The sequence below is a fragment of the Marinobacter sp. ANT_B65 genome, from assembly GCF_002407605.1.
In the GTDB taxonomy this organism is placed as follows: Bacteria; Pseudomonadota; Gammaproteobacteria; order Pseudomonadales; family Oleiphilaceae; genus Marinobacter.
The window spans coordinates 87,845-101,459 of sequence record NZ_NXGV01000004.1 but is presented as its reverse complement, the minus strand read 5'-3'; the positions used below and the strand labels follow the sequence as shown (position 1 = coordinate 101,459).

General features: G+C 54.5%; 12 protein-coding genes. 5 read left to right on the top strand and 7 right to left on the bottom strand.

Going from position 1 to position 13,615, the window contains the following annotated elements; translation table 11 throughout:
* Window positions 1-8 precede the first annotated feature (8 nt).
* Together cls and CPA50_RS16535 are read right to left on the bottom strand one after the other, a co-directional pair.
* Window positions 9-1,439 carry a cardiolipin synthase gene (gene cls, locus CPA50_RS16540; protein WP_096783796.1) on the bottom strand — a complete coding sequence of 477 codons (1,431 nt, stop codon included), beginning with the start codon at window positions 1,437-1,439 and terminating at the stop codon, window positions 9-11.
* The gene (locus CPA50_RS16535) at window positions 1,439-2,488 is read right to left on the bottom strand and encodes an AraC family transcriptional regulator (protein WP_096783641.1); all 1,050 of its coding nucleotides are present in this window, start codon (window positions 2,486-2,488) and stop codon (window positions 1,439-1,441) included. The genes cls and CPA50_RS16535 overlap by 1 nt, the downstream gene beginning before the upstream one ends.
* Before the next feature lie 389 nt (window positions 2,489-2,877).
* Here CPA50_RS16535 and CPA50_RS16530 point away from each other — a divergent pair, with 389 nt between their 5' ends.
* The 4 genes from CPA50_RS16530 to CPA50_RS16515 all read left to right on the top strand — a co-directional run bounded on the left by CPA50_RS16530 (window position 2,878) and on the right by CPA50_RS16515 (window position 6,350).
* The gene (locus tag CPA50_RS16530; protein ID WP_096783640.1) at window positions 2,878-3,690 is read left to right on the top strand and encodes an alpha/beta fold hydrolase; all 813 of its coding nucleotides are present in this window, start codon (window positions 2,878-2,880) and stop codon (window positions 3,688-3,690) included.
* A 30-nt stretch (window positions 3,691-3,720) separates the two neighbouring features.
* On the top strand, window positions 3,721-4,803 hold the full coding sequence (locus CPA50_RS16525) for an SMP-30/gluconolactonase/LRE family protein (RefSeq protein ID WP_096783639.1): 1,083 nt from the start codon (window positions 3,721-3,723) through the stop codon (window positions 4,801-4,803).
* Window positions 4,803-5,264 carry an acyl-CoA thioesterase gene (locus CPA50_RS16520; RefSeq protein WP_096783638.1) on the top strand — a complete coding sequence of 154 codons (462 nt, stop codon included), beginning with the start codon at window positions 4,803-4,805 and terminating at the stop codon, window positions 5,262-5,264. The genes CPA50_RS16525 and CPA50_RS16520 overlap by 1 nt, the downstream gene beginning before the upstream one ends.
* Before the next feature lie 102 nt (window positions 5,265-5,366).
* Window positions 5,367-6,350 (top strand): NADP-dependent oxidoreductase, encoded by a 984-nt coding sequence (locus CPA50_RS16515; protein WP_096783637.1) that lies wholly within the window; start codon window positions 5,367-5,369, stop codon window positions 6,348-6,350.
* A 3-nt stretch (window positions 6,351-6,353) separates the two neighbouring features.
* On the opposite strand, the gene CPA50_RS16510 is transcribed toward CPA50_RS16515, so the two are convergent.
* From CPA50_RS16510 to speA, 5 genes are all read right to left on the bottom strand, one after another.
* On the bottom strand, window positions 6,354-8,240 hold the full coding sequence (locus CPA50_RS16510; protein ID WP_096783636.1) for a cation:proton antiporter: 1,887 nt from the start codon (window positions 8,238-8,240) through the stop codon (window positions 6,354-6,356).
* A 21-nt stretch (window positions 8,241-8,261) separates the two neighbouring features.
* A complete protein-coding gene (tcdA, locus tag CPA50_RS16505) occupies window positions 8,262-9,053 on the bottom strand; it encodes a tRNA cyclic N6-threonylcarbamoyladenosine(37) synthase TcdA (protein WP_179397252.1) in 792 nt (263 codons plus the stop codon).
* 128 nt (window positions 9,054-9,181) lie between these two features.
* Window positions 9,182-9,820, bottom strand: coding sequence for a ChrR family anti-sigma-E factor (locus tag CPA50_RS16500; RefSeq protein WP_096783635.1), 639 nt, complete (start codon window positions 9,818-9,820; stop codon window positions 9,182-9,184).
* Window positions 9,817-10,416, bottom strand: a complete 600-nt coding sequence (locus CPA50_RS16495; RefSeq protein WP_096783794.1) for a sigma-70 family RNA polymerase sigma factor — start codon at window positions 10,414-10,416, stop codon at window positions 9,817-9,819. Before CPA50_RS16495 ends, CPA50_RS16500 begins: the two co-directional genes overlap by 4 nt.
* 171 nt (window positions 10,417-10,587) lie before the next feature.
* Complete coding sequence (speA, locus tag CPA50_RS16490; protein WP_096783634.1) at window positions 10,588-12,498, bottom strand: biosynthetic arginine decarboxylase; 1,911 nt, start codon at window positions 12,496-12,498, stop codon at window positions 10,588-10,590.
* 216 nt (window positions 12,499-12,714) lie between these two features.
* On the opposite strand from speA, the gene speE reads away from it, so the two are divergent.
* Entirely contained in the window at window positions 12,715-13,596 is an 882-nt protein-coding gene (gene speE, locus CPA50_RS16485) for a polyamine aminopropyltransferase (protein ID WP_096783633.1), read from the top strand.
* Window positions 13,597-13,615: the final 19 nt, after the last annotated feature.

The window sequence follows — 13,615 nt, the reverse complement described above, 5'->3', positions numbered from 1 at the left end:
CGACAGGGTTACAGCAAAGGTGCTAGCAAGCGAACTGCACGGCAGGTTAACCGGAACAGGATAGAACGGCCCTGGTAGTCGTGTTCGGTCATCTTGCGGCAATGGGTGAGATCTTCTGTAAGCATGGAATCCACTTCGGAAACAAAAGGCTCTGAGGTATTGATTGCCATGATTTCAAAGTTGAGGCGCATAGAGCGGTTATCGAGGTTGGCGGTTCCCACGGCTGCGTAGCGATTGTCTACCAGTAAAACCTTCTGGTGCATAAAGCCGGGTTGATACCGATAGATGCCAATGCCAGCCTGGCTGGCCTGGATCAGGTAAGAATAGGCGGCGAGGCGGACGAGCCTGCTGTCCGATTTTTCCGGGATCATGATTCGCACGTCCACCCCCCGAAGAGCTGCAAGCTGCAGTGCATTCACAATCTGGAAGTCCGGAACAAAATACGGTGAGGCGATCCAGATGCGAGACTCTGCGTTATTAATGCAGTTCAGGAAAAACAACGTGCAGGTTTCCCAGGTGTCTGCGGGGCCGGTGGGTAGCACCAGAACCTGTTCATCGCCCGGCAGGTCGTCTCCTGTGACCCAGTTCAGATCCGGAAACTCATTGCTGGCCCAGTTCCAGTCTTCGAGCCAGGCAAGCTGCAGCCCCGTCACGGCAGGGCCTTCAATCCGGCAGTGAGTATCCCGCCAGGGCTCCTGGTCTATCGCGGTGCCCAGATACTCATCGCCCAGGTTTATACCTCCCACAAAGCCGATCCTGCCGTCACAAACCAGCAGCTTTCTGTGGTTACGGAAATTAATCTGAAACCTTCGGCGCCGGATATTGCCATCGCCAAACGAGGCAACCCGCGCGCCGGCCCCGGAGAGCTCCTTCAGGTAGGTTCGGGGCAGACCGACGCTTCCTATGTCATCGTACAGAAACCAGACCTGCACACCTTGCGCGAGTTTACGTTCCAGTACGGTTTTGATGCGCTGGCCAATTTTGTCTGACCGCACAATATAGAATTCAAGAAGAATGTAGGAGGTTGCATTCTCCATGGCAGTGATCAGAGCATCGAAAGTTGCTTCGCCATTGCGCAGCAGTGTACACAGGTTCCCTTCGGTAAAAGGTTGTCGCCCGAGTTTGCAAAGAACCTGCAGCTGCTTGTCCAGGTGTTCCTGCTCCGGAGTGGATAGCGAGGTAGTCTGTTGTTCAAAGCGGTTGAGCAGGTCGGTAAGCGACTGATCTCCCATGCGCCTGGCCCTGACATACCCTCCGAAGCGAGAACGGCCAAGGACAAGGAACAGGGGTACGGCGAGATACGGGAGGCCTAGAAGCCCGATGATCCAGGCGATGGCGCCCTGAGTGGTACGATAGGTCAGAAGGATCCGGTAAATACAGGCAGCCGAGCCCAGATAGAACAGGCCAACAACCATGGCCAGGAGTAAAGAGTCGGGCATCATTGGTCGGTTTCCCGGGTCAGGTGTTGTGCCCGATATTGCGCCGGTGATACGCCTGTCCAGCGTTTAAACGCCCGGCTGAACGCACTCAGTTCGGAAAATCCGAGAAGAAATGCAATTTCCCCCAAAGCATAGTGGTCGGAAGCGACATAGCGCAGTGCCTTGTCTTTCCGTACCTCCTCCACAAGCTCATGGAAGCCTGACCCCTCTTTTTTAAGTCTGCGATAGAGAGTCTGGCGGCTCATATGGCATTGCCGGGCCAGAGTGTCAGCATCAATTTTCTCGGTGGACATCTGTCGTGATATCAGTTTGTGAATTTTCCGGCGGAATGAACGCCGGGTCTGCAGTCGTGCCAGCAGTCCGTTGACCTGTCGAAGAACGGCTGAATATACATAAGGGTTCCGGTGAGGAATCGGATGGCTCAGGTGGCGACTGTTGAATGCCAGTCGGGTAGTTGCCGTTCCGAAGGTCACCGGGCCTTTAAGAAGCGTTTCGTATTTATCTGCATAATCCGGCCGCGGATGCGCAATTTCCGCCCACTCAGCCTTTATATCGGGATAAATAAAATGCCGGGTGCGACACATGGCTGCGGCGAGAGTGCGGTCCATATCCTGGCGGCAATAGTGCTCTGGTGAATCCGCCTGCCAGGTCAGAATGGCCTGGTCTGCAATCTGTTCGAAGCTGAGAGTTACGGATTCATTGATCAGCCTGTGCAGGCGCACATACTGAGTTACTGCTTCACCCAGTGTGTCGCAATTAAAGAAAACGTGCCCGACGAGACCCATGCGCTCCGGATCAATAATCTGGCCAGCATTCAGTCCCACAGCGGGATCTCCGGTTACCCGTTCTGCAAAATCCCAGAGCCTGTAGTGCACCTCTGCCGGCACACGCCTGTCCGGATCCCCCAGTGCTGGCATGTCCAGACCGGTAAGCTGTTCTACGCGGCGACTGTCGAGAACCCCCTGGAGGTCCAGGTAATGAACCAGTGCCAGTGTACTGGAGGCCGCAACGAAGGGCGTTGTTGTAATGTCTGTAGGCGCAGTGGTCACATTATCCGTCTCATTAACCAGTTGTCATGAATGCTGATACAAAATGTCAAATGAGTGGGACAGTCTGTCAACGGGTTTTGCTGTCTCCAACGATAGCATCTAATGGTCGGATGAAAGTAATCGGAAGGCCAGCCAGGAGGCGTTTATGGAACATGATATTTTTGTACCCCGTAACGAGCAGGAGCGTGAAAACGTTATCGCACTTTTTGAGTATCTGCGTGATATGTATTGCTGCTGAGTGTTCAGACGCACCATATGTGACCTTTAGACCGGGCTTTGCCCGGTCTTTTTTTGCTGCATGAAAATACCCTCTTCCCTTGCTCATGATGCTGGCAGTGTTAATGTATCGGCATTTAAATAATCCGATTTCTGACGGAGGCTAGCTGCCCATGAGCGTTAAACTGAACCACAGAATTACCGGAGAGGGGTCCCCTTTGATCCTGCTGCACGGTTTATTCGGGTCCCTTGAGAATCTTGGTGGTGTTGCCAGGAAACTGCAGAACGAGTGGCAGATTCATGCGTTGGATCAGCGCAACCATGGCAGCTCACCCCACACCGACACCATGGATTACCCTTCTATGGCTGAGGATGTGGTTGCATACATGGATGAGCAGGGGATCGACAAAGCCTGCCTGTTAGGGCATTCGATGGGCGGAAAAGTAGCCATGCAGGTTGCCTTGCAGGCGCCGGAGCGGGTCGAAAAAATCATTGTTGCTGATATTGCGCCCGTGTCTTATAAGCCGCGTCATGATGCTGTTCTTGAAGGTCTGAAGCAGATCGATCTGACAAATGTGCGCTCGCGCCGGGAGGCCGATGTACAGATGGCCAGGTTTGTGGATATGGAAGCTACCAGGCAGTTTTTGCTTATGAACCTTGAGCGGATCCCGAAACAGGAACAGCTGGATGGAGGTCCTGTTTACCGGTGGCGCCTTAACCTGAAGGCGATTGAGGCCTGCTACGCTAATCTTGCCAGTGCGCCAGAGGGTGAAGCCCCATACGAGGGCCCCGTGCTGTTTTTGAAAGGCGCTGATTCAGCCTATATCCAGGAAAAACACAGAGATGAAATTTTCCGCCTGTTTCCACATGCTCAGCTAAGCATCATTGAAGGCACCGGGCACTGGTTGCATGCAGAGAAAACAGATACGTTTGTGGCGTTGTGCCGGCGTTTTCTGGAAGGTCGCGATATCGACGATACCCTGTAACAGTCGCCCGATAATGCGCAGGTCAAGTGTATGAAGTGGTTGATGGCTGGGTTGGTGGTTCTGTTTCTCCTGTCAGGTGGGTTTTTGCTGCTGCCGTCACCTGTCAGTGCTCTGGCATGGCAGCCGCCGTCTCCCGAGCCCATGACCGGCTTGCTGGCGCCGAATGAACGCCTGCAACAGGCAGAGTTGCTGGCACTGGGGCAGATCTATGGGCCTGAAGACACAGCGGTTAATACTGAGGGTGTGGTCTATGCGGGTACCCAGAACGGGTACATAGTGCGTGTGTTCCCGGATGGCCATGTTGAAAACTGGCTGTCAACGGGAGGCCGTCCCCTGGGGATGGTGTTTGACCACAATGGAAACCTGATTGTTGCGGATGCCTGGAAGGGGCTGCTCTCTGTCACCCGGGATGGCGATGTTACGGTGCTCAGCCGGGAGGCCGAGGGTATCCCCTTCCGGTTTACTGATGACGCTGATATAGCTGCGGATGGCCGGATATATTTCACCGATGCCAGTTCCCGCTTCCATCAGCCTGATTACCAGCTCGACCTGCTGGAAATGAGGCCCCATGGCAGGCTTTTGCGATATTCTCCGAAAACCGGGGAAACAGAGGTGTTGCTGGGCGATATGCATTTTGCCAACGGGGTGGCTGTAGCCCCGGGCGGTGATTATGTATTGGTTAATGAAACCTGGAAATACCGTATTCACCGTTACTGGATAAGCGGGCCGAGGGCCGGACAGACAGAAATCTTTGCGGATAATCTGCCGGGTTTTCCCGACAACCTGGCGGTGGATGAAAGTGGCCGGTTCTGGGTGGCATTCCCTACACTCCGCAATGCCAGTATTGATACTTTACATCCTGTCCCCTGGCTCAAGGAGCTGGTTGCCAAGCTGCCGCAAAGCCTGCAGCCGGCGCCTCAGGAATATGGCCTGGCTGTGGCGTTCGATCATACTGGCAGGGTGATAGCCAGCCTTCATGATCCCGGTGGTATGCATCTGCAGGAAATTACTTCAGTGAACCCCCACGGCGGCTACCTTTACTTTGGTTCACTTCACAACGACCGTATCGGACGGTTACCGATGCGGGTTATTCCTGGCCTTGGAGAGCAGTAATGCCTGAGCAGTCACGACAGTGGGATCTGCCGGATCCTTTTATTCTCGATATTCAGGTTAACGAGGATGATACCGACCGGCTGGGGCACGCCAATAATGTGGTTTATGTGCGCTGGCTTGAAGACATCAGCTGGGCCCACGTGGAAAGTCTGGGTATGACCTGGGAACTGCACGAGTTAACGGGCAAGGCGATGGCGATTACCCGCACGGAAATTGACTACCTGGTATCAGCCAATGCCGGAGACCATCTGGTTATGGGAACCTGGCTTACCGGCTTTGATGGCCGCTTTCGCTCAGCGAGGCAGTTTCAGCTTGTACGTCCTGCCGATGGCAAGACACTGATGCGTGCGGTTTCAACCCACGCCTGTGTTGACCTGAAAACCCAGCGCCCATCCCGAGCGCCGAAAGAGTTCGCCGATATCATGGCCGCGGCCAGAGTGGTTGGAGGGAAGGGCCTGTAGCCCGTCTGAGTCACTATTCGTGCTAACTTCTGTTAACCTGATAAAAGAACAGAATACCTACTCCCCGTCAGACACTGTCAGCGCCATTTTTTGGAGATATCCATGGATACAAACATCAATCAGCAGCCTGAATCTTCCATGAAAAAGGTGGTCTACCATGAATTTGGTGAGCGTGATGTTCTGCAGGTTGTAAGCTCGGACATTCCGTCTCCGCAAGAAGGCGAAGTGCTGATCCGCGTACACGGTGCCGGGCTTAACCCTATTGACTGGAAAACCCGCAAAGGGTTCGGGTTTGTGGCCCAGCAGATTGAAAATTCAATGCCCTGGACGCCGGGTTACGATGTTGCCGGGGAAGTCGTTGCCACAGGCGATGGAGTAATCACCCTGGCACCCGGGGATCGGGTGATGGGGATGATTGGCTTTCCATTGAATGGCGGGGGATATTCCGAGTATGCCCTTGCTACTGCAGATGAGCTGGCCATCGTGCCTGAAGAGCTTGACCTTGTAACCGCAGGGGCTCTTCCGCTTGCGGCGCTCACCGCCTGGCAGGCGCTGTTTGAAGTGGCCAAACTTGAACCTGGACAAAAAGTTCTGGTTCACGCAGGCGCTGGCGGTGTCGGGCACCTCGCTGTGCAGTTTGCGCTGGCACGTGGCGCCCATGTAATTGCAACAGCTTCAGCGGGCAACCGGGATTTCCTTGCAGAGCTTGGTGTCCATGAAGTTATTGATTATCACACAACCGATATCGCTGATGAGTGTTTCGGGCTGGATGTGGTGCTGGATCTGGTCGGAGGCGATACAGGCAAGCGATCCCTGAGGGCCTTGGGTGAGGGTGGCGTGCTGGTTACTATTCCTACAATTACCGCAGATGAGATTGTCAGTGCTGCCGAGGAGCAGGGGTTAAGGGCGCATGGTATGACCGTGCGCCCGGATGTGTTTCATCTGGATGAGATCGCCGAGCTGATTGAAGATGGCGATGTGAAGGTGCACATTGAGAAGTTTTTCAAACTGGATCAGGTTGCACAGGCCCACGAGCTTCTTGAAGGTGGGCATGTGCGTGGCAAGCTGGTACTGGACTGCCGTTAAACCTCAGCTTTCGGGTATTGAGTCTTCTGCAGAAGGCTCTTTGCCCCGTGCAGATGGCTCCGCTACCGCTCTGTTTTCCTTGTCTTTTCGCTCTTTATGGTTCTGCGGCGGCACCAGGCTGATCAGTATCCAGTCGTCGTCGGGTTTCAGGTTATCCATGCTGCGTACAGGTTTGATGCGGTTCTTGCTGTCGAATACAAACAGCACCAGAGCCTGGCCCTGATAGGTATCGAGAAAATCAGTGTATTTAAATTCCTCGCTGAGCTGAGTGGTTTTTATTGAATACCCCTGGCTTGCGAGGCTGGCCAGTTTGGCGTAGCTCACTCCGTCGAAAAGCCCTCGTGTCATCTGGATTTTTTCGGCAGTCTGATGACGTGCTTTCTGATCCTGATCACCTTCCGCAAGACTGAATACGCTGTTGTCACCGAACCAGTCCAGGAAATGGTAAGTGGCCAGCGAATTCATGTGTTTGTACGGCGAAATGACCAACAGGTTACCTATGCCGGTCAGATCAAGATGGCTTGAGGCATGCTCGGAAATCGGGTTGCCAAAGTACACCTTCAGATTGTCCATCCGTGCCTGGCGTACGTTTTCCCAGTTGGTATCCGCGAGGGTGACCGGAACCTCATGCTTTCTGAGGGCCTGGCCGATCATCCGTGCAACCTGGTTGGCGCCGAGAATCAGGAAACCATACTCTGCAGGCTCGGTCACATTCAGCAGCCTGGCCACAGGGCGGGCGGTGAGGCTTTGCAGGGTGACGGTGGCAATGATCAGTACAAAGACCATGGGAACCAGTGCTGCGGCGCTTTCATAACCCAGCTTCTGTAACTGGAAAGCAAACAGTGCGGAAACCGCTGCGGCAACAATGCCTCTGGGCGCAATCCAGCTCAAAAAGAGTTTTTCCCGCCAGTTCAGATCGGTTCCGATAGCGGATAAAAACACACTGAGCGGGCGGGCGATCAGCATCAGAACCGCCAGAACCACGGCCAGTCCCCATCCCAGATCAGCAATCGCGGCGAACTCTACCCGGGCAGCGAGAATAATGAACAGTGCCGAGATCAGCAGGACACTCAGGGACTCCTTGAATTCAAGAATGCTGTCGACAGAGACCTGCTTCATGTTGGCCATCCAGATTCCCATAACCGTAACCGTGAGCAGGCCGGATTCATGGGCCATCTCGTTGGAGAACGCATAAACCCCGAGCATGAAAGTGAGGGTGCCGGCATTGTGAAGATAATGTGGGATCAGATGTTTACGCAGTGCCAGACCATTCAGGTAGCCGGCAAGGGCGCCAAGAGCGAAGCCAATCAGCAGCGTTTTGCCGAAAATATACAGGGAGTGGCCGAACACATTGCCCTGGCCCCAGGAGACGATACCTTCGAATACCAGTACCGCCAGCAAGGCGCCCACCGGGTCAATGATGATGCCTTCCCAACGCAGGATGTTGGCTATCTTGGCACTGGGACGAACCGAGCGCAGCAGTGGCGCAATAACTGTCGGCCCGGTCACTATGGAAATGGCGCCGAAGAGCATGGCAACTGCCCAGGATATGTCGAGAACCCAGCGCGCGGCGAGGGTGCCGATAATGCCGGTTACTATCGAGCCTATCGGAATGAGGTTACGGGCCATCTTGCTGTGTCCGCGGATTTCCTCAAACCGCAATGTCAGGCTGCCCTCAAACAGGATGATGGCAACGGCCAGAGAGACCATAGGGAACAGCAGGTCACCGAATACCTCGTCCGGGTTGAGATAGCCCAGTACGGGGCCCACAAGAATCCCGCCGGCGAGCAGGAAAAGAATGGCGGGCACGCGCACGCGCCAGGCGAGCCACTGAAACGACAGTGAAAGAATACCGATGCTGGCTAGAATCAGGACTGTGCTGGCTGGCATAAAAGTCTGGAACCCGTGTGGTTATTGGTTGGCGCGTCGTGCAATGCGATTTAACAGTCGGGAGGCTGCGAACAGGCCAAAACTGCCGGTAACCGGGCAGGCAGCGCCGAAGCCAGACGCACAGTCAAGCCGCGAGGGACCTTCAGTTGCAGGCTTCTGCAGGCAGACTTCACCATCGCCTGCAGGATACGTAAGCTGTTCTGTTGAGTATACGGCCTCAATGCCAAAGCGTCGTTTGGGATTGCGGGAGAATCCGTACTCCCGGCGCAGAAGGTTGCGAACCTTGGCGAGCAGAGGGTCCTGAGTTGTCTTGCTGAGATCTGCTACAAGTATTTTCGTCGGGTCTGTCTGGCCCCCCGCGCCACCGGCGCAGATGATCGGGATCTTTCCGCGCTGACAGTGAGCAATCAGAGCTGCCTTGGGCTTTACGCTGTCTATGGCGTCGATCACTCCGGTCATATCCGGTGTGATCAGTTCTGTGAGGTTTTTCAGAGTCAGAAAACCAAAGTGAACCCGGATATCCGCATGGGGGTTGATGGCTCTGAGGCGCTCTGCCATGGCATCGGTTTTGGTGCGGCCGTACTGGCCCTCCAGAGCATGAAGCTGCCGGTTGGTATTGGATACACAGATATCATCCATATCAACCAGGGTTATGGTACCAATACCGCTGCGAGCCAGGGCTTCTGCGCCCCATGAGCCAACTCCGCCCAGGCCGATAACGGCAATATGGGCGTCGCGAAATGCGTGCAGGGCGCGGCGGCCATACAACCGTTCTATACCGCCAAAGCGGAAAGCATAATCGTCGGCGTTCATGCGGTCTCCGTACAGGTCCGGGCGCAAGCCGGAGGAAATCAAAGAGCGCAATTGTACCCTAGTGCCGGAGCAGACAGAAAATACCGTAAATAGTGCCGTTGGTGACTTACAGGGCCGGGTTCAGGATATCAGCGAATAAAGGGATTGAGCATCCGGGTAAAGGTGCCGGTCAGTTTGACCGGAGCACTCAGGACGGAGAGGGTAATGCAGTCTTCGCAGCCGACGGCTACCGGCTTGTGTTCATCCTGCTCGGTGAGGACAACAAAGTCCCACTGATTGAATACGCCTTTCTGGTCCGCAAACGCACCTTGCAGAACGATGGTCGTTTCGTGACCTCGGTGGGTATGCGCCGGAGCCTTGCCTCCAGAGACAAGTTTCTGCAAAACAACCTGCTCGTTCTGGCCCGGAAATTTCTCTGTAATATCCAGTACGCTGACATCGCCCAACTGGCGTTTCCAGGGCAGGTTATTGATATCATCCCCCAGTAGTTTCTGAAGGATACCTACCCGGGGCGCCGGTTTTAACTCTGTCTGTGGCGATGGCGTGCTGTCTATCTTCGCCAGAATGCTGTCAAACATAGAGTCGGACACGCTGACCTTTGGCTGCTGCTCCATCATCACCGCACCCAGGCTTTCGAGAGTTTCCACCCGGCTCCGGCAAAGTGCGCATTCGTTGAGGTGCAGCCGGACGCACAGGGCGTGTGGCTCGCTCAGGTTGCCCGCACTGTAATCCATCAGATGAAGGCTTTCAGGGTGATGCCGTGTCATACGTTCTGGTCCTGCAAAATCACTTTCAGCTTGCCAAGAGCCAGTCTTACCCGGCTCTTTACCGTGCCAAGGGGAATGTTCAGTTCGTCAGCCACCATCTGATGGGATTTCTGCTCCATATATACCTTGGCTATCACTGTAATCTGTTCTTCTGGCAGATGGCTCAGGGACTCTCTCACGCGCTTTTCAGACATCAGGCGATGCAGTGATGTAATTGGCTGGTTCTCATCTTCACCGGGTATTTGCCAGAGGTCTTCTGTTTCTACCTGCATCTCAGCGCTGGTGCGCCGCATCTTACGCAGCATATCGATGCGCTGGTTCCGGGCGATGGTGAAGATCCAGGTTGAGGCTGCGGCTTTTTGCCAGTCATAGAGACAGGCCCGTCTCCAGATGGAGACAAAAACTTCCTGCACCAGCTCTTCAGCGTGGCTGGCCATGCCGTTTGCCATTGCATAGTATTTGAGCTGCGGAGCGAAATGCTCAAATAGTGCATGATAAGCCTGACGGTCCTGGCTTTTTCCCACTTTCACCAACAACTGGCTCCAGGGGTCCTTTCGGCCCCCGCTGCGTGTTGGTTTTGTATCCAGTGTGGTCACCGGACGCTCCTCGACAGTCGCATGATTCAAATTTGTTTTGTTGATCATTCTATGCACTCGCCACGGGTTTGTCAGTGAGGGTGTTTACGCGCCCGTTGCCAGTGTGGATCAGCCTTCCGGTAAAGTAATTCCGGAAGCGGTGTTCTTTTACCCTTTTGTTTGCAAAAAAAACTAGTCTTCCAGGTAGGTGTACCCTTCAAGCCCGGCCGTCAGCTCTGCCAGCAGGGTGGTCTGTATATCCCCTGTCAGCTGGCTTGTGGCAAGCTTTTCACGATACGCTTCCAGAAGCTTTTCAGGCTCAAAGTTCACATATCTGAGCACGTTGGCAACGGTATCACCGACAATCGGAGTGCTGGTGTCGAAACCACCGGAATCATTGAGGCGTACATCTACCGAGTGGGTATCCCCAAACAGGTTGTGCATATCCCCCAGTATTTCCTGATAAGCACCGGTCATGAAAAAACCCATCAGCAGGGCCTCGCCCGGTTTTTCCTCAGGCAGCGGCAGGGTGGTTTCCGTGCCCTGACCGTCCACGTAGCGATCAATTCGTCCATCGGAATCGCAGGTGATATCCTGAATTACTGCGCGCCGGCTGAGTGGCCGGTTCAGGCCGTTGACCGGCATGACGGGAAATATCTGGTCAATACCCCATACATCGGGCAGGGACTGGAACAGGGAGAAGTTGACGAACAGCTTGGCGGCCAGTTTTTCATTCAGCTCGTCAATGATTTCGCGGTGAGCCCTGCTGTTTTTATCCAGCTGGCCCTGGAGCAGGCGACAGCAGCGAATATATAGTATTTCTGAATCTGCACGTTCCTGCAGAGAGAGTGTGCCATGGGCAAACTGGCCATGAATATCTGCCATGGCGTGTAGCACATCGTGGTAAATTTCGGCCAGTGAGCGTGGTGATTCTGCATCTTTCAGGCTTTCCAGGTCACGCCAGAGATCCTGTAGTGGCGCCGGTGCGTCCCGTTCGGGGGCGGCTGCAGGCCGGTCTTCCGGTTCCTCATGATCAATGACGTTGGTGACCAGAACAGAATGGTGTGCTGTCAGTGCCCGCCCCGACTCGCTGATCAGGTCAGGGTGAGGAAGGCCGTGGCGATCACACTCAGCCTGCAGCACGTGTACAACGTTGTAAGCATACTCATGCATGCTGTAGTTCATCGAGCAGGCACTGCGTGAGCGGGTGCCTTCATAGTCAACGCCCAGTCCACCACCGATATCCACGGTGTTTACAGGAGCGCCCATTTGCCGGAGCTCACTGTAAAAGCGGGCGCATTCCCGCAGGCCTGTCTGGATATCACGGATGTTGGCAATCTGGGAGCCCAGGTGAAAGTGCAGAAGCTGCAGGGTGTCCAGGGCGCCTGCTTTGCGCAGGGTATTCACCACATCCAGAACCTGACTGGCAGATAACCCGAACTTGGACTTCTCACCGCCGGTGTTCTGCCAGTTCCCCTTACCGATAGTGGCCAGGCGAACCCGCACACCGATAAGGGGAGAAACCTCAAGCTTTCTGGCCTCGTCGAGAATAAGAGGCAGTTCAGACTGCTTTTCCACCACAATAAATACCCTGTGGCCGAGTTTCTGGCCAATCAGAGCCAGGCGAATGTACTCACGGTCTTTGTAGCCGTTGCACACAATAACGGAGCCAGGCTGTTGTGACAGTGCAAGCACGGCCATTAATTCCGGTTTACTCCCTGCCTCCAGACCAATCTGCCCGTTGCTTGCCGCCGGCTCAGCGGCAACCAGTTCCTCAACCACCCGCCGCTGTTGGTTAACCTTGATCGGATAGACCGCAGTGTAGCGTCCTGCATAGCTTTGCTCTGTGGCTACTTTATTAAATGCGTTGCATAGCTTGTTGACCCGGTCGTGAAGGATGTCAGTAAAGCGAATAAGTACCGGTAGCTGGAGGCCGGAATTGACCAGTGAACGGGTAAGTTCCGGCAGGTTGATCTCTGCCTCACTCTTGCCACGGTTTGGCCGGATTACCACTTCACCTTCCGGGTTGACGCCGATATAGCCGTCGCTCCAGTGGGCAATGTTATACACCTTGTGAGCCGGGGAGGCGCTGGTGGTACTCATGGCTGCTATCCTTCCAAGAAAAACGGGGCCGGTCGGGCCTGCTGAATGGCTGGTATTGTAGGGCCTGCCTCCTGCAGCTAAAAGCCTCCAGTGTTGATAATCCCGCCGGCCATCCGGGTAAATGGCAACAATTACCAACTAATACTTTGGCTGGCTGCTTTGCGCCCCTACAATATGCTTTTCGGACATAGCACCCAGGTTTCTCAGGAGAGCACCATGACCACGCTGAATAACAACTGGTTTACGGAGATATTCCAGGATCACGGAACGGCATTTTCACTGCAGGTGAAACAGAAGCTGCACGAAGAACAGACTCCGTTTCAGAAACTGGAAATCTATGAAACCGAAACTTTCGGCAACCTGATGGTGCTGGATGGGTGTGTAATGCTCACCACCCGCGACAACTTTCTATACCACGAGATGATGACCCATCCGGCACTGTTTACCCACAAAAAGCCGAAAAAAGTCGTAATCGTCGGGGGGGGAGATTGCGGTACTCTGAAAGAAGTTCTGAAACACCCTGATGTGGAAGAAGCCTGGCAGGTTGAAATTGACGAGCGTGTTACCCGCGTATCCGAGGAATACTTTCCTGAACTGTGTGAATCCAACGATGACCCAAGGGCCAACTTTTTCTTTGGTGATGGCATACAGTGGATGCGGGAAGTGGATCCCGGCAGCATCGATATTCTTATTATCGACAGCACAGACCCGGTAGGCCCTGCAGAGGGACTGTTCGCTCTGGATTTCTACCGTGACGCGATGCTGGCGCTGGGTGAGGGCGGTATCATTGTGCAGCAGAGCGAATCGCCGTTGCTGCATACTGACACCATCATAAAAGATATTCACAGCGACATGCGCAAAGCGGGCTTCAGCCACGTGCAGACACTGCCGTTCCCGCAACCTGTTTACCCTACTGGCTGGTGGAGTTGCACCATGGCCAGTAAAGATAACCCGGTAAAGTATTTCCGTGAAGACGATGCTAACAACCGCCCGTTCGTAACCCGATACTATAACGCGGGGGTTCACCACGGCGCTCTGGCCATGCCCCAGTTTATGATTGATGCACTTGAAGACGAAGTGCGGCCCCAGGAAGGCTGATCTGAAAATATAGTTCCTG